The organism is Enterobacter sp. BWH52 (genome assembly GCF_001037565.1).
Taxonomy (GTDB): Bacteria; Pseudomonadota; Gammaproteobacteria; order Enterobacterales; family Enterobacteriaceae; genus Enterobacter; species Enterobacter hormaechei_C.
Genome location: NZ_KQ089854.1, coordinates 1,197,444 through 1,213,941, shown reverse-complemented (window position 1 = coordinate 1,213,941; position 16,498 = coordinate 1,197,444). Strand labels below are relative to the sequence as shown.

12 protein-coding genes and 6 tRNA genes are annotated in these 16,498 nt (G+C 54.1%); 15 read left to right on the top strand and 3 right to left on the bottom strand.

The window, feature by feature from the left end; all coding sequences use genetic code 11:
• Positions 1 to 146: 146 nt before the first annotated feature.
• Complete coding sequence (glnS, locus tag SK47_RS05680; protein WP_023315634.1) at positions 147 to 1,814, bottom strand: glutamine--tRNA ligase; 1,668 nt, start codon at positions 1,812 to 1,814, stop codon at positions 147 to 149.
• Positions 1,815 to 1,983: 169 nt separating this feature from the next.
• Positions 1,984 to 3,933 (bottom strand): PTS N-acetyl glucosamine transporter subunit IIABC, encoded by a 1,950-nt coding sequence (nagE, locus tag SK47_RS05675; protein ID WP_045896882.1) that lies wholly within the window; start codon positions 3,931 to 3,933, stop codon positions 1,984 to 1,986.
• Positions 3,934 to 4,258: 325 nt separating this feature from the next.
• Here nagE and nagB point away from each other — a divergent pair, with 325 nt between their 5' ends.
• The 11 genes from nagB (at position 4,259) to SK47_RS05620 (ending at position 11,016) form a co-directional block, all read left to right on the top strand.
• A complete protein-coding gene (gene nagB, locus SK47_RS05670; protein WP_003858663.1) occupies positions 4,259 to 5,059 on the top strand; it encodes a glucosamine-6-phosphate deaminase in 801 nt (266 codons plus the stop codon).
• Positions 5,060 to 5,114: 55 nt separating this feature from the next.
• The gene (gene nagA, locus SK47_RS05665) at positions 5,115 to 6,263 is read left to right on the top strand and encodes an N-acetylglucosamine-6-phosphate deacetylase (protein WP_003858664.1); all 1,149 of its coding nucleotides are present in this window, start codon (positions 5,115 to 5,117) and stop codon (positions 6,261 to 6,263) included.
• Positions 6,264 to 6,271: 8 nt separating this feature from the next.
• Positions 6,272 to 7,492: a DNA-binding transcriptional regulator NagC gene (locus tag SK47_RS05660; protein WP_003858665.1), complete on the top strand. Its 1,221-nt coding sequence runs from the start codon at positions 6,272 to 6,274 to the stop codon at positions 7,490 to 7,492.
• Between the two features lie 45 nt (positions 7,493 to 7,537).
• On the top strand, positions 7,538 to 8,290 hold the full coding sequence (nagD, locus tag SK47_RS05655; protein WP_003858667.1) for a ribonucleotide monophosphatase NagD: 753 nt from the start codon (positions 7,538 to 7,540) through the stop codon (positions 8,288 to 8,290).
• Between the two features lie 249 nt (positions 8,291 to 8,539).
• Positions 8,540 to 10,204 carry an asparagine synthase B gene (gene asnB, locus SK47_RS05650; RefSeq protein ID WP_048243622.1) on the top strand — a complete coding sequence of 555 codons (1,665 nt, stop codon included), beginning with the start codon at positions 8,540 to 8,542 and terminating at the stop codon, positions 10,202 to 10,204.
• A 225-nt stretch (positions 10,205 to 10,429) separates the two neighbouring features.
• Positions 10,430 to 10,506 (top strand) — tRNA-Met (locus tag SK47_RS05645).
• 8 nt (positions 10,507 to 10,514) lie between these two features.
• Positions 10,515 to 10,599: transfer RNA gene (locus SK47_RS05640), tRNA-Leu, on the top strand.
• 23 nt (positions 10,600 to 10,622) lie between these two features.
• Positions 10,623 to 10,697: transfer RNA gene (locus tag SK47_RS05635), tRNA-Gln, on the top strand.
• 17 nt (positions 10,698 to 10,714) lie between these two features.
• A tRNA-Met gene (locus SK47_RS05630) sits at positions 10,715 to 10,791 on the top strand.
• A gap of 41 nt (positions 10,792 to 10,832) precedes the next feature.
• A tRNA-Gln gene (locus SK47_RS05625) sits at positions 10,833 to 10,907 on the top strand.
• Between the two features lie 34 nt (positions 10,908 to 10,941).
• Positions 10,942 to 11,016 (top strand) — tRNA-Gln (locus SK47_RS05620).
• A 108-nt stretch (positions 11,017 to 11,124) separates the two neighbouring features.
• Here SK47_RS05620 and ubiF read toward each other — a convergent pair.
• A complete protein-coding gene (gene ubiF, locus SK47_RS05615) occupies positions 11,125 to 12,300 on the bottom strand; it encodes a 3-demethoxyubiquinol 3-hydroxylase (protein WP_003858670.1) in 1,176 nt (391 codons plus the stop codon).
• A 135-nt stretch (positions 12,301 to 12,435) separates the two neighbouring features.
• Here ubiF and miaB point away from each other — a divergent pair, with 135 nt between their 5' ends.
• The 4 genes from miaB to corC all read left to right on the top strand — a co-directional run bounded on the left by miaB (position 12,436) and on the right by corC (position 16,497).
• The gene (miaB, locus tag SK47_RS05610; RefSeq protein ID WP_003858672.1) at positions 12,436 to 13,860 is read left to right on the top strand and encodes a tRNA (N6-isopentenyl adenosine(37)-C2)-methylthiotransferase MiaB; all 1,425 of its coding nucleotides are present in this window, start codon (positions 12,436 to 12,438) and stop codon (positions 13,858 to 13,860) included.
• A gap of 163 nt (positions 13,861 to 14,023) precedes the next feature.
• Positions 14,024 to 15,070: a PhoH family protein gene (locus SK47_RS05605; protein ID WP_048243621.1), complete on the top strand. Its 1,047-nt coding sequence runs from the start codon at positions 14,024 to 14,026 to the stop codon at positions 15,068 to 15,070.
• Complete coding sequence (gene ybeY / locus SK47_RS05600; protein WP_048243619.1) at positions 15,067 to 15,534, top strand: rRNA maturation RNase YbeY; 468 nt, start codon at positions 15,067 to 15,069, stop codon at positions 15,532 to 15,534. Before SK47_RS05605 ends, ybeY begins: the two co-directional genes overlap by 4 nt.
• 84 nt (positions 15,535 to 15,618) lie before the next feature.
• Complete coding sequence (corC, locus tag SK47_RS05595) at positions 15,619 to 16,497, top strand: CNNM family magnesium/cobalt transport protein CorC (RefSeq protein ID WP_003858679.1); 879 nt, start codon at positions 15,619 to 15,621, stop codon at positions 16,495 to 16,497.
• Position 16,498 lies beyond the last annotated feature (1 nt).

Sequence of the window (16,498 nt, the reverse complement as noted above, 5' to 3'; positions counted from 1 at the left end):
AAACTTTTTTTAAATAAAATAAGTAGCACCACATTGACCTGGAATGTTGGGTTTAAATGATTATCCCGATGCTTAACGACATGATCGTTAAATAAAAAAACGCCGCATTACGCGGCGTTTGTTTCTCATTGACCAGAGCAGCGTTATTATTCGCCGATCTTAGTCCAGGTATCACGCAGACCGACGGTACGGTTAAATACCGGTTTTTCTGCCGTGCTGTAACGGCTGTCCAGGCAGAAGTAACCCTCACGTTCAAACTGGAACGCTTTACCGGCTTCAGCGGCTTTCAGAGACGGCTCGGCATACCCCTGCTTGATAATCAGCGACTCAGGGTTGATAACCGCCAGGAAGTCCTCCGCAGCGCCTGGATTAGGCACGCTGAACAGACGATCGTAGAGCCGGATCTCAACCGGCAGCGCATGCTGCGCGCTCACCCAGTGGATTACACCTTTTACTTTACGACCATCCGCCGGATCTTTACTCAGCGTCTCTGCGTCGTACGTACAGAAGATGGTCGTGATGTTACCTTCCGCATCTTTCTCTACTCGCTCTGCTTTGATCACATAGGCGTTACGCAGACGCACTTCTTTGCCCAGCACCAGACGCTTGTACTGCTTGTTCGCTTCTTCGCGGAAGTCGGCGCGATCGATCCAGATTTCACCGCTGAACGGCACGTCGCGGGTGCCCATTTCCGGTTTGTTCGGATGGTTAGGCATCGAGACCTGTTCGCTTCCGCCCTGCGGATAGTTTTCGATAACCAGTTTCACTGGATCGATCACTGCCATCGCGCGCGGCGCGTTTTCGTTCAGGTCTTCACGAATGCAGGATTCCAGAGACGCCATTTCGATGGTGTTGTCCTGCTTGGTGACGCCAATACGTTTGCAGAACTCACGAATGGACGCCGAGGTGTAGCCACGACGACGCAGGCCAGAGATGGTCGGCATACGCGGGTCGTCCCAGCCTTCAACGTGCTTGTCGGTGACCAGCAGGTTCAGCTTACGCTTGGACATCACGGTGTATTCCAGGTTCAGACGAGAGAACTCGTACTGACGCGGATGCACAGGAATGGTGATGTTATCCAGCACCCAGTCGTACAGACGACGGTTGTCCTGGAATTCCAGCGTGCACAGAGAGTGCGTAATGCCTTCCAGCGCATCGCTGATGCAGTGGGTGAAGTCGTACATCGGGTAGATGCACCACTTGTTACCGGTCTGGTGGTGTTCAGCGAACTTAATGCGGTACAGCACCGGATCGCGCATCACGATGAACGGAGACGCCATATCGATTTTGGCACGCAGACACGCTTTACCTTCTTCGAAGCCACCGGCACGCATTTTTTCAAACAGCGCCAGGTTCTCTTCCACGCTACGATCGCGGAACGGGCTGTTTTTACCAGGCTGAGTCAGCGTACCGCGGTATTCACGGATTTCGTCAGCTGACAATTCGTCGACGTATGCCAGACCTTTGTTAATCAGTTCAACCGCGTAGGCATACAGCTGATCGAAATAGTCTGAGGAGTAGCAGATATCGCCAGACCAGTTGAAGCCCAGCCATTGCACGTCGTTTTTTATCGACTCAACGTATTCGATGTCTTCTTTTACTGGGTTGGTGTCATCGAAACGCAGGTTGCACTGCCCCTGGTAATCTTGCGCAATACCAAAGTTCAGGCAGATCGATTTGGCGTGACCAATGTGCAGGTAGCCATTTGGCTCCGGCGGGAAACGCGTGTGGACTGTGGTGTGCTTACCACTGGCCAGATCTTCATCGATGATCTGACGAATAAAGTTACTCGGGCGGGCTTCTGCCTCACTCATCGTGGATTCCTCAAAGCGTAAACAACGTATAACGGCATATGATCTTATAAGCCGGACGTAGTGACAACCCTTAAAACGTCCCGGAAGAAAATAATGGGGGCAATTGCTGCAAAAAAAAGCGGCGGAGGATATCCCCCGCCGCTAAAGGCATAACTCTACTCAGGAGCGATTACTTGCCTTTAATCTCATACAGTGGCGTCTGGCCTGCAACTACCTGTCCCTGCGCCTGGATCACCAGACCGCTGAAGTCGTCGATGTTGCTGCACACGACCGGGCTTATCATGGAGCGCGCGTTAGCATTCAGGAAGTCCAGATCCATTTCCAGAATCGGCTGGCCTGCCGCCACTTCAGCACCCTCTTCCACCAGGCGAGTAAAGCCCTGGCCGTTCAGCACAACGGTATCGATACCCATATGGACAACGATCTCCGCGCCTTTTTCCGTTTCCAGGCAGAACGCATGGTTGGTGTTGAAGATTTTCACGATAGTACCGGCAGCCGGAGAGACCACAGTTTTGTCCGTTGGTTTCACCGCCACGCCGTCACCGACCGCTTTGCTGGCGAACGCTTCGTCAGGCACCTGTTCAAGCGCAACAACGTCACCTGTCACCGGAGAAACCAGCGCAGCGATGGTCACCGCGTTTGGCACAGCCTGCGGTTTTGCAACCGGCGCGTCAGCCACCGGTGCGTTATCCGTTGAGGCGGCAGCGACCGGCCCACGGGCAACCACTTTTTTCATTTCATCGCCGATAGATTCGGCTTTCGCACCCACGATAACCTGGATGGTTTGTTTGTTCAGCTTCACCACACCAGACGCACCAAGGCGTTTGCACATTGCATCGCTCACGCGCGCGGAGTCGCCCACGGTCAGACGCAGACGGGTAATACAGGCATCGATCGCTTTCAGGTTGTCGGTGCCACCCACAGCGGCAATATAGCTGGTTGCCAGCTGGGTTAAACCCTCTTCGGTATTGCTGTTGGCTTCACTGGTCACAACATCATCTTTCGTATCTTCGCGGCCAGGCGTCTTCAGGTTAAACATACGAATAACCGCGCTGAACAGAACGAAGTAGATAACGAAGAAGATCAGGCCCATCACCATCAGGATCCAGACGTTGCTGCTTGCCGCCGGCAGGTTGTACATCAACACATAGTCGATGGCGCCTGCGGAGAAGGAGAAGCCAGCATGGATACCCAGAAGGGTGGCGACGAACAGGCTGATACCGGTCAGGATCGCATGCATCAGATACAGCAGCGGAGCCAGGAACATGAACAGGAATTCCAGTGGCTCGGTCACGCCGGTCAGGAAGGCGGTGATCGCAACGGACAGCAGCATCCCGCCAACCATTGGGCGACGCGCTTTCGGCGCAGCCAGGTACATTGCCAGCGCCGCGCCAGGCAGACCAAACATCATGATTGGGAAGAAGCCAGACATGAACATGCCCGCGGTGCCGTCGCCTGCGTAGAAGCGGTTGATATCACCGTGGAATACCGCGCCGGCCGCGTTGGTGAACTCACCAATCTGGAACCAGGCGATGGTGTTCAGTACCTGATGCAGACCGGTTGGGATCAGCAGACGGTTAATGAAACCGAAGATGCCCGCGCCCATTGCGCCCGCAGACACGATCCACTCACCACCCGCATGGATAGCATGCTGCACCGGTGGCCAAACGTAGCCAAAGATGGCGGCGAGGATCAGACAGAAAAAGCCCGTCGCAATCGGCACAAAACGTTTACCGCCGAAGAAGCTCAGGAAGTCAGGAAGTTTGATACCTGCCCAACGGTTGTATACGGCGCCACCCACCAGGCCAGTAATGATACCTGCCAGCACACCCATGTTGATTTCAGGATTGATGGTTACCATCGCTTTCGTGAGGATGAAGTAACCGACAGCCCCTGCCAGTGCCGCGGCACCCGCGCTGTCTTTTGACCAGCTTGACGCCACACCGATGGCGAAAATCAGCGCCAGGTTGTCAAAAATTGCGCCGCCTGCCTGGGCAATAAACGGCACGTTAAGAAGATCGGGTTGCCCGAATCGCAGCAGCAATGCTGCAACCGGTAGCACGGCGATAGGGAGCTGCAAAGCCCTACCGAGGCGCTGGAAAAAACCTAAAATATTCATCCTATTCCCCCTACGAGACCCTTTGTTAAGACTCGCGCATAAACTATGTTTTTATTGTGTCACGAACGATAGATACAGTTGATGATTCACTGGCAGTGTGAGTGTGTGAAAAATTAATTCGTATCGCAAATTAAACACCTATTTTTTGTGATTATTGTCACCAAATATCGTATTAAACCCTCCCTGTCACTGGCTAACGACGAAAACTTATTTTATCATTCAAAAAATCAAGGCGGATTGATCCGGCCTGAAAGGTTCCAGGTTACGCTTAGTTCAGGTTGCACTAATCATCCGCCCACTTTTACTTAAACTTTAGAGGTGAATAATGAGACTGATTCCCCTGGCAACAGCTGAACAAGTCGGAAAATGGGCTGCTCGTCATATCGTTAATCGCATCAACGCGTTCAAACCAACAGCCGATCGTCCTTTCGTTCTCGGTCTTCCAACCGGCGGCACGCCCCTGACCGCGTATAAAGCTCTGGTTGAAATGCACAAAGCGGGCCAGGTTAGCTTTAAACACGTTGTGACCTTCAACATGGACGAATATGTCGGCCTGCCAAAGGAACATCCGGAAAGTTACCACAGCTTTATGCACCGTAATTTCTTCGATCACGTTGATATTCCGGCTGAAAACATTAACCTGCTGAATGGAAACGCGCCTGATATTGACGCAGAATGCCGTCAGTATGAAGAAAAAATCCGTTCCTACGGTAAAATCCACCTGTTTATGGGCGGCGTAGGCAACGATGGTCATATCGCGTTCAACGAACCGGCATCTTCACTGGCTTCCCGTACCCGTATTAAAACGCTGACCCATGATACGCGCGTGGCTAACTCCCGCTTCTTTGACGGCGACGTCAATCAGGTGCCTAAATACGCGCTGACCGTGGGCGTGGGCACGCTGCTGGATGCCGAAGAAGTGATGATTCTGGTGCTGGGCGCGGTGAAAGCGCAAGCGCTTCAGGCTGCCGTTGAAGGCAACGTGAACCATATGTGGACGATCAGCTGCTTACAGCTGCATCCAAAAGCGGTTGTCGTGTGTGACGAACCGTCCACCATGGAGCTGAAAGTGAAAACGCTGAAATACTTCAACGAGCTGGAAGCTGAGAACATCAAAGGTCTGTAATTGAATAACCGCCTCTTTTATCCGGGGCGGTCGCTTTTTTTAACCGGGGGTCGATATGTACGCTTTAACTCACGGTCGGATTTATACCGGCCATGAAATTCTGGATGACCATGCGATTGTAATCGCCAATGGCCTGATTGAACGTGTTTGCCCGCTGGCGGAACTGCCGCCGGAGATCGAACAGCGTTCACTCAATGGAGCTGTAATCTCCCCCGGTTTCATCGACGTACAGCTTAACGGCTGCGGCGGTGTCCAGTTTAACGATACCGCAGAGGCGGTGACGGTTGAAACGCTGGAAATCATGCAGAAAGCCAACGAGAAATCGGGCTGCACCAGCTATCTGCCAACGCTGATCACCAGCAGCGATGACCTGATGAAACAGGGTATCCGCGTCATGCGCGAATACCTGGCAAAACATCCGAATCAGGCGCTGGGCCTGCACCTGGAAGGGCCCTGGCTGAATATGGTCAAGAAAGGCACCCATAACCCAAACTACGTGCGCAAACCGGATGCCGAGCTGGTGGATTACATGTGCGCCAATGCCGATGTGATCACCAAAGTGACGCTGGCCCCGGAAATGACCGGCACGGACGTTATCAGCAAACTGGCCGCCGCCGGGATTGTGGTATCTGCGGGCCATTCGAACGCGACGCTGAAAGAGGCGAAGGCCGGTTTCCGCGCAGGCATTACATTTGCCACACACCTTTATAACGCGATGCCCTATATTACTGGCCGCGAACCGGGACTGGTTGGCGCAATTCTGGATGAACCAGACGTCTACTGCGGCATTATCGCCGACGGCTTGCATGTCGATTACACCAACATCCGCAACGCCAAACGCCTGAAAGGCGACAAGCTCTGCCTGGTGACGGATGCTACCGCTCCGGCAGGAGCGAATATTGACCAGTTCATTTTTGCTGGTAAAACAATATACTACCGGAATGGACTGTGTGTGGATGAGAACGGCACGCTGAGCGGTTCTTCTCTGACGATGATCGAAGGGGTACGTAATCTCGTTGAACATTGCGGCATCGCGCTTGAGGAAGTGCTGCGCATGGCCACGCTTTATCCGGCGCGCGCCATTGGCGTCGATAAACAGCTCGGTGGTATTGCGCCAGGTATGGTTGCAAACCTGACGGCGTTCACACACGATTATAAAATTATTAAGACCATCGTTAATGGTAACGAGGTCGTCACTGAGTAAGTAAAAGTATGACACCAGGCGGACAAGCTCAAATCGGTAATGTCGATCTCGTTAAACAACTTAACAGCGCGGCAGTTTATCGCCTGATTGACCAGCACGGGCCAATCTCACGCATTCAGATAGCCGAACAAAGCCAGCTTGCTCCCGCCAGCGTGACAAAAATTACACGTCAGCTTATTGAGCGCGGCCTGATCAAAGAAGTCGATCAGCAGGCCTCCACCGGGGGCCGCCGCGCGATTTCCATCGTCACGGAAACCCGCAATTTTCAGGCCATTGGCGTTCGCTTAGGACGTCATGACACCACTCTTACGCTCTACGACCTGAGCAGCAAGGCCATTGCCGAAGAGCATTACCCCCTTCCTGAGCGCACGCAGGAGACGCTTGAACATGCGTTACTGAATACCATTGCGCAGTTTATCGAAAGCTGTCAGCGCAAGATCCGTGAACTCATCGCCATCTCGGTGATTTTGCCCGGCCTGGTTGACCCGGAAAGCGGCGTTATTCGCTACATGCCGCATATTAAGGTAGAGAACTGGGGGCTGGTTGAGGCGCTGGAAAAGCGCTTCAAGCTGACCTGCTTTGTTGGTCACGATATTCGCTCGCTGGCGCTGGCGGAGCACTACTTTGGTGCGAGCCAGGACTGCGAAGACTCTATTCTGGTGCGCGTTCACCGTGGTACAGGTGCGGGCATCATCTCGAATGGCCGCATTTTTATTGGTCGTAACGGTAACGTAGGCGAGATTGGTCATATCCAGGTGGAACCGCTTGGCGAGCGTTGCCACTGCGGTAATTTTGGCTGTCTTGAAACCGTTGCCGCCAACGCCGCCATTGAACATCGCGTTCGCCATCTGCTGGAGCAGGGTTACCAGAGCCGCGTCACGCTGGACGATTGTAAGATCGGCACCATCTGCAAAGCGGCAAACAAAGGCGATGCGCTGGCTTGCGAAGTGATCGAACAGGTAGGACGCCACCTGGGTAAGACCATCGCCATTGCCATCAACCTGTTTAATCCGCAAAAGGTGGTGATTGCCGGCGAGATCGTTGAAGCCGAAAAAGTGTTACTGCCCGCCATTGAAGGCTGCATCAATACCCAGGCGCTGAAGGCATTTCGCCAGAATTTGCCGGTGGTGCGATCTACGCTCGATCACCGCTCGGCAATTGGCGCATTCGCCCTGGTAAAACGTGCCATGCTGAACGGGATCCTGCTGCAACATTTGCTGGAATCCTGATCGGATCTTATAGTAACGCCTTCTTTTTTTGATGTCGGATTGTCCATGACCATTAAGAATGTAATTTGTGATATCGACGGCGTGCTGATGCACGACAACGTTGCCGTGCCGGGTGCTGCGGAGTTTCTTCACCGCATCATCGACAAAGGAATGCCACTGGTTCTTCTCACGAACTACCCTTCACAGACTGGTCAGGATCTGGCAAACCGCTTTGCTACTGCGGGCGTCAACGTCCCGGACAGCGTGTTTTATACCTCTGCGATGGCGACCGCGGATTTCCTGAAGCGTCAGGAAGGCAAAAAAGCCTATGTCGTTGGCGAAGGTGCGCTGATCCACGAGCTGTATAAAGCGGGCTTCACCATCACCGACGTGAACCCGGACTTTGTCATCGTGGGCGAAACGCGCTCCTTTAACTGGGAGATGATGCATAAGGCAGCCTACTTTGTCGCCAACGGTGCGCGTTTTATCGCCACCAACCCGGACACGCACGGTCGCGGTTTTTATCCCGCCTGCGGTGCGCTGTGTGCCGGTATCGAAAAAATCTCGGGCCGTAAGCCGTTTGTTGTCGGTAAACCGAGCCCGTGGATTATCCGCGCCGCACTGAATACGATGCAGGCACACTCAGAAGAAACCGTCATTGTGGGCGACAACCTGCGTACCGATATTCTTGCTGGCTTCCAGGCGGGGCTTGAAACCATCCTGGTGCTTTCTGGCGTTTCACAGCTTGATGACATTGATACGATGCCGTTCCGGCCAAGCTGGATTTACCCCTCTGTCGACGAAATCGACGTTATTTGATCAGAACCACGCCTCAGGGCGTGGTTTTTCATTTCTGCTGTCTGAAAACATCACTTCATCTAACGAAATAAGCCCTTCATTGAGAAATCATCAATAGAATCGCTTAAGGCATACTCTTTTTTTAAGATTCGGCAATTGCCATTGCACTTTTTACGCTTTCATCGGTAAAACGCTTGCTCCCCCTCCCCTTTTTGCGGCATTTTCATAAGCAAGCAACATCACAACGCAACAGGGTTAACGGAGAAGGTTATGTGTTCTATTTTTGGCGTACTGGATATTAAAACTGACGCGGGCGAACTGCGTAAAAAAGCACTCGAATTGTCCCGCCTGATGCGCCATCGCGGTCCGGACTGGTCAGGCGTTTACGCCAGCGATAAAGCGATTCTGGCTCACGAACGTCTCTCCATTGTTGATGTCAACGCTGGCGCACAGCCGCTGTATAACGAGAAAAAAACGCACGCGCTGGCTGTTAACGGTGAAATTTACAACCATCAGGCGCTGCGCGCTGAGTACGGCGATCGCTACGCGTTTCAGACCGGCTCAGACTGCGAAGTGATCCTGGCGCTGTATCAGGAGAAAGGCCCGGAGTTCCTCGACGACCTGCAAGGTATGTTCGCCTTCGCCCTGTACGACAGCGAAAAAGACGCTTTCCTGATTGGCCGCGACCATATTGGTATTATCCCGCTGTACATGGGACACGATGAACACGGTAACTTCTACGTTGCCTCAGAAATGAAAGCCCTGGTACCGGTATGCCGCACCATCAAAGAGTTCCCGGCAGGTAGCTACCTGTGGAGCCAGGACGGCGAGATCCGCCCGTACTACCAGCGCGACTGGTTTGATTATGAAGCGGTGAAAGACAACGTGACGGACAAAGCCGAACTGCGTCAGGCGCTGGAAGAGTCAGTGAAAAGCCACCTGATGTCAGATGTCCCCTACGGTGTACTGCTCTCCGGCGGTCTGGACTCCTCCGTGATCTCCGCGATCACCAAGAAATTCGCCGCACGTCGCGTGGAAGATCAGGAGCGCTCTGAAGCCTGGTGGCCACAGCTGCACTCCTTTGCCGTGGGTCTGGAAGGGGCACCTGACCTGAAAGCCGCCCAGGAAGTGGCGAACCATCTTGGCACGGTGCACCATGAAATTCACTTCACCGTACAGGAAGGTCTGGATGCGATCCGCGATGTGATCTATCACATTGAAACCTATGATGTGACCACCATTCGCGCCTCCACGCCGATGTATTTGATGTCGCGGAAGATCAAAGCGATGGGCATCAAGATGGTGCTCTCCGGCGAGGGTTCTGACGAAGTGTTTGGCGGTTACCTCTATTTCCACAAAGCACCGAACGCCAAAGAGCTGCATGAAGAAACGGTGCGTAAGCTACAGGCGCTGCACATGTTTGACTGCGCGCGCGCCAACAAAGCGATGTCCGCCTGGGGTGTGGAAGCCCGCGTGCCGTTCCTCGATAAGAAATTCCTCGATGTGGCGATGCGCATCAACCCACAGGACAAAATGTGCGGCAACGGCAAAATGGAGAAACATATCCTGCGTGAATGTTTTGAATCCTACCTGCCGGCGAGCGTGGCGTGGCGTCAGAAAGAGCAGTTCTCCGATGGCGTAGGCTACAGCTGGATCGACACCCTGAAAGAGGTGGCGGCGAAACAGGTTTCTGATCAACAACTGGAAACTGCGAGCTTCCGTTTCCCGTACAACACGCCAGCCTCGAAAGAGGCGTATTTGTACCGTGAGATCTTTGAGGAGCTGTTCCCGGTTCCAAGCGCAGCCGAGTGCGTACCGGGTGGTCCTTCGGTCGCCTGCTCTTCTGCTAAAGCCATTGAATGGGATGAATCCTTCAAAGCGATGAACGATCCGTCAGGACGCGCGGTGGGCGTTCACCAGTCTGCTTATAAATAATGTCCAGACTATAATCAGGCCCTCCGGGGCCTGATTTTTTTGCCTCTCTTTTCCCGGCATAAAATCGATTAATAACCAATAATTGTCGAATATTCGGCCTCGCTGTTCGCAACCTAACCAAACAGTCACATTCCGGCTATTTTCATTGAAAAAGGTGTTGACGCTGCAAGGGTCTATACGCATAATGCGCCCCGCAACGCCGATAAGGTAACGCGAAAAAAAGATGGCTACGTAGCTCAGTTGGTTAGAGCACATCACTCATAATGATGGGGTCACAGGTTCGAATCCCGTCGTAGCCACCATCTTTTTTGCGGGAGTGGCGAAATTGGTAGACGCACCAGATTTAGGTTCTGGCGCCGCAAGGTGTGCGAGTTCAAGTCTCGCCTCCCGCACCATTCCCAGGTAAGCGTTGCACGGATGGGGTATCGCCAAGCGGTAAGGCACCGGTTTTTGATACCGGCATTCCCTGGTTCGAATCCAGGTACCCCAGCCATCGAAGATTGCAGTACTGGCTACGTAGCTCAGTTGGTTAGAGCACATCACTCATAATGATGGGGTCACAGGTTCGAATCCCGTCGTAGCCACCATATTTACGTTATCGAATACGATTCGGTAAACTGAACATTGTTGGGGTATCGCCAAGCGGTAAGGCACCGGATTCTGATTCCGGCATTCCGAGGTTCGAATCCTCGTACCCCAGCCACTTTAAAGTCGTTAAACAGTTTGTTTAACGCAATTGGGGTGTCGCCAAGCGGTAAGGCTCTGGTTTCTGATACCAGCATTCCGGGGTTCGAATCCCTGCACCCCAGCCACTTTAAACAAACAAGCCCGCTCTGCGGGCTTTTTTGTTTTTGTTGTTCAGAATAGTGCGGCCTGATGCCTTCACCCTAACCCTCTCCCACGGGGAGAGGGAATAAAGATCAGAGTCCGAGGGCGTACTTCAGGGCCTGACGCTTCAGACCACCGGCACGTTCCGCTGCCATCAATCCAATATTGCGCACTATACGCACCGGACCAACATCATTGCTGAACCCGGCATAGAACAGATCCATCCCCGACTGCATAATGAAGTTATCCGCCATACGGCGCGTCTGGTAGCGCTTCAGAACCTGATGGCTGGCCCAGGCTTCCGCGTGGGCGCGAGCGTTACCCAGCACATCCAGTAACGCATCGACGTCACGGTATCCCAGATTCACCCCCTGCCCCGCCAGCGGATGAATGGTGTGCGCCGCGTCCCCCACAAGCACCAGTCCTTCACGGGCATACTGCAACGCATGGCGTCGCATCAGCGGGAATGCGCCGGCGGCAACCGGGGTCACGTTGCCCAGACGGCTCGGGAAGTGCTGGCGGATTTCGCGCTGCAACTGATCCATGGACAGCCCCTGCAACTGTCGAATGCGCGCCGGTTTGTCGTACCACACCAGCGAAGCCCAGTTATCAAACAGCGGTAAGAATGCATGCGGGCCGTTCGGCGTAAAATGCTGCCAGGTGCTTTCGCCCGGCGCGTTTTCTGACTGAACGGTGATCAGCATGCAGGACTGCTGGTACTGCCAGGCATGGATCCCAATGCCTGCCATCTGCCTGACCTGCGAGTTCGCGCCATCCGCCCCCACCACCAGCTTCACGGCCAGCTCATCGTCGTTGTCCAGCGTCAGGAGATACCCGCCCTCATGACGATGCAGGCCTTTCAGCGAGTCCGGCACGCGCAGCGTCACCTTCGGGTGCGCCTCCAGCGCCTGCCAGAGTGCCTGCTGGAGCACGTTGTTTTCCACCATATAGCCCAGGCGCGGCAGTTTCAGCTCGGCGGCATCAAACGACACGTGAGCATTTTCCCACTCCCAGGTTTCGAGACGGCTGTAAGGATGCGCGCGCATCGCCAGCACCGCCTCCCAGACGCCCAGCCCGCGAAGCAGATCAACAGAGGCCGCGCTGATGGCGGAAATACGCACGTCCGGTTGGCTGGCAGGATCGAATGCCGGCGGAGCCGCCTGTTCAATAACGGTTACGTCAAATCCCTGCTGCGCCAGCCCCAGCGCCAGTGCGCCGCCGACCATACCGCCGCCAACAACGGCAACTTCGGTGTTCAGGAGTGTCATGGTCACTATTCCTTATTGAAGAATGCCTTAAGTTTACCGGATTTTTGCGGCCCTGAGGTTGACAACCTTCATACTGGTCACAACCGCACCAAAGCATTACAATACGCGGCTTGCAATCCTGAGCTGAGCAAGTCGATGACTAAAAAACTCCATATAAAAACCTGGGGCTGTCAGATGAACGAATACGATTCATCGAAGATGGCCGATCTGCTGGATACCACCCACGGATACCAGCTGACTGAAAATGCGAAAGAAGCCGATGTGCTGCTGCTGAACACCTGTTCAATTCGTGAAAAAGCACAGGAAAAAGTCTTTCATGTGTTAGGCCGCTGGAAGCTTCTCAAACGGAAAAATCCGGACCTGATCATTGGCGTGGGTGGCTGCGTCGCATCGCAGGAAGGTAAGCTGATCCGCCAGAGAGCCCCCTATGTGGATATCGTTTTTGGCCCTCAAACCCTGCACCGCCTGCCAGAGATGATTAACCAGGTTCGCGGCAGCCGTAGCCCGGTGGTTGACGTGAGCTTCCCGGAGATCGAGAAATTTGACCGTCTGCCAGAGCCGCGCGCTGATGGCCCGACCGCCTTCGTCTCCATCATGGAAGGCTGCAACAAATACTGTACTTACTGCGTGGTGCCTTATACCCGCGGTGAAGAAGTGAGCCGCCCGGCAGACGATATCCTGTTTGAAATCGCGCAGCTTGCCGCGCAGGGCGTTCGCGAAGTGAACCTGCTGGGGCAGAACGTGAACGCCTGGCGCGGGGAAAACTACGACGGTACCACCGGCAGCTTTGCTGAACTGCTGCGTCTGGTGGCGGCGATTGACGGCATCGACCGCATTCGCTTTACCACCAGCCATCCGATGGAATTTACCGACGACATTATTGACGTCTATCGCGATACGCCAGAGCTGGTGAGCTTCCTGCACCTGCCGATCCAGTGCGGCTCTGACCGCGTGCTGAACCTGATGGGTCGTCCACATACGGTGCTGGAGTATAAGTCCACCATCCGCAAGCTGCGTGAAGCGCGCCCGGATATCCAGATTAGCTCCGACTTTATCGTCGGCTTCCCTGGCGAAACCGCTGATGACTTCGAGCGCACCATGAAGCTCATCGGCGAGGTGAATTTCGACGTCAGCTACAGCTTTATCTTCTCTGCGCGCCCGGGCACCCCTGCGGCCGATATGGTTGATGATGTACCGGAAGAAGAGAAAAAGCAGCGTCTGTATATTCTACAGGAGCGTATCAACCAGCAGGCCAACGCCTGGAGTCGTCGCATGCTCGGCACTGTCCAGCGTATTCTGGTGGAAGGCACCTCCCGTAAGAGCATCATGGAACTGTCTGGTCGAACCGAAAATAACCGCGTGGTGAATTTTGAAGGCACCCCGGACATGATCGGTAAGTTTGTGGACGTCGAGATTGTCGAAGTGCTCACGAACTCGCTGCGCGGGAAGGTGGTACGCACTGAGGATGAAATGGGTCTGCGAATTGCACAGACTCCGGAATCCGTTATCTCTCGCACCCGCAAGGTCAACGACTCTGGCGTAGGTATTTACCAGCCGTGATCCTCCTGGCCTGCCTGTCCGGCAGGCCTTGTATTTCCTCTCATCACCCCCAATATCTACCGCAACGCTTGCGCCTTTATTCTGTGGCGTGAATAATTTCGGTAATGACCGTTTTATTACGCCGTGTGGCCACAGGTCAGTTAACCAATTAAAGAGGAACAGTTTGAACATAGATACGCGTGAAATTAGCCTTGAGCCCGCAGACAACGCTCGCCTGCTGAGCCTGTGCGGGCCGTTTGATGACAACATCAAACAACTGGAGCGACGTCTGGGTATCGAAATCAATCGTCGCGATAACCATTTCAAACTCACCGGACGCCCAATCTGCGTCAACGCCGCGGCAGATATTCTCCGCAGCCTGTATGTTGATACCGCCCCGATGCGCGGTGAGATCCAGGACATTGAACCTGAACAGATCCACCTGGCCATCAAAGAGGCGCGCGTGCTTGAGCAGAGCGCGGAGAGCGTGCTGGACTATGGCAAAGCCATCAACATCAAAACTAAACGCGGCGTGATTAAGCCTCGTACCCCGAACCAGGCGCAGTACATCGCCAATATTCTCGACCATGACATCACCTTCGGCGTGGGCCCGGCGGGTACGGGTAAAACCTATCTGGCCGTTGCTGCTGCGGTCGATGCGCTTGAGCGTCAGGAGATCCGCCGTATCCTGCTGACCCGCCCTGCTGTTGAAGCCGGTGAAAAACTGGGCTTCCTGCCGGGCGATCTGAGCCAGAAGGTCGACCCGTATCTGCGCCCGCTGTATGACGCGCTGTTCGAAATGCTCGGCTTCGAGAAAGTTGAAAAGCTCATCGAGCGTAACGTGATTGAAGTGGCCCCGCTGGCCTACATGCGTGGCCGTACGCTTAACGACGCGTTCATCATTCTGGATGAGAGCCAGAACACCACTATCGAACAGATGAAGATGTTCCTGACGCGTATTGGCTTTAACTCGAAAGCGGTTATCACCGGTGACGTCACCCAGATTGACCTGCCGCGTAACACCAAATCGGGTCTGCGTCACGCCATCGAAGTCCTGGCCGAGGTAGAGGAAATCAGCTTCAACTTCTTCCACAGTGAAGACGTGGTACGCCATCCGGTGGTCGCGCGTATCGTTAACGCTTATGAGGCCTGGGAAGAGGCAGATCAGAAGCGCAGGGCCGAACTGGCCGCAGAACGTAAGCGCGAAGCGCAGGAGCATGAACAGAAATGAGTCAGGTGATCCTCGATTTACAGCTGGCCTGTGAAGATAATTCCGGCATGCCAGAAGAGTCACAGTTTCAGAAATGGCTGGATGCCGTTATCCCCCAGTTTCAGGAAGAATCAGAGGTCACGATTCGCCTGGTGGATGAAGCAGAAAGCCATGAGCTCAACCTGACCTACCGCGGGAAAGATAAGCCGACCAACGTGCTCTCTTTCCCGTTCGAAGCCCCTCCGGGCATTGAGATGCCGCTGCTGGGCGATCTGATCATCTGCCGTCAGGTGGTTGAGCAGGAAGCCAAAGAGCAGCAAAAGCCGCTGGAAGCGCACTGGGCACACATGGTGGTGCACGGTAGCCTGCATCTTCTGGGTTACGACCATATTGAAGATGACGAAGCGGAAGAGATGGAATCCCTCGAGACAGAGATAATGCTTGCTCTGGGCTATGAGGATCCGTACATTGCCGAGAAAGAATAGTCAGTCACTGACTACCATGCCGCCGCGCAGGGACATAGCGCGGCGGTTAACGTTGAACTAACAAGAGAACCCTTAACAAACGCCATGAGCGACGACAATTCACACAGTAGCGACACGACAACCACTAAAAAGGGATTTTTCTCCCTCATTCTGAACCAGCTTTTCCACGGCGAACCGAAAAACCGTGATGAACTGCTGGAGCTGATTCGTGATTCCGGGCAGAACGACCTTATCGACGAAGATACGCGCGAAATGCTCGAAGGGGTGATGGACATCGCCGACCAGCGCGTCCGCGACATCATGATCCCCCGCTCGCAGATGATTACCCTGAAACGCAACCAGACGCTGGACGAGTGCCTCGATGTGATTATCGAATCGGCTCACTCACGTTTCCCGGTCATCAGCGAAGATAAAGATCACATTGAAGGGATTTTGATGGCGAAAGATCTGCTGCCGTTTATGCGCAGCGATGCCGAAGCCTTCAGTATGGAAAAGGTGTTACGCCCGGCCGTGGTTGTGCCGGAAAGTAAGCGTGTGGATCGGATGCTGAAGGAGTTTCGCTCCCAGCGCTATCACATGGCGATTGTTATTGATGAATTTGGTGGCGTTTCCGGTCTGGTCACAATCGAAGACATCCTTGAGCTGATCGTGGGCGAAATCGAAGATGAGTATGACGAAGAAGAGGATATCGACTTCCGTCAGCTGAGCCGCCACACCTGGACCGTGCGCGCGCTGGCCTCCATTGAAGACTTCAACGATACCTTTGGCACCAGCTTCAGCGATGAAGAAGTGGACACCATTGGTGGTCTGGTGATGCAGGCCTTCGGCCATCTTCCGGCCCGCGGTGAAACCGTTGACATCGATGGTTACCAGTTCAAGGTCGCAATGGCTGACAGCCGACGTATTATTCAGGTTCACGTCAGAATGCCGGACGACTCACCGGTGCCAAAACTGGAAGATTAAT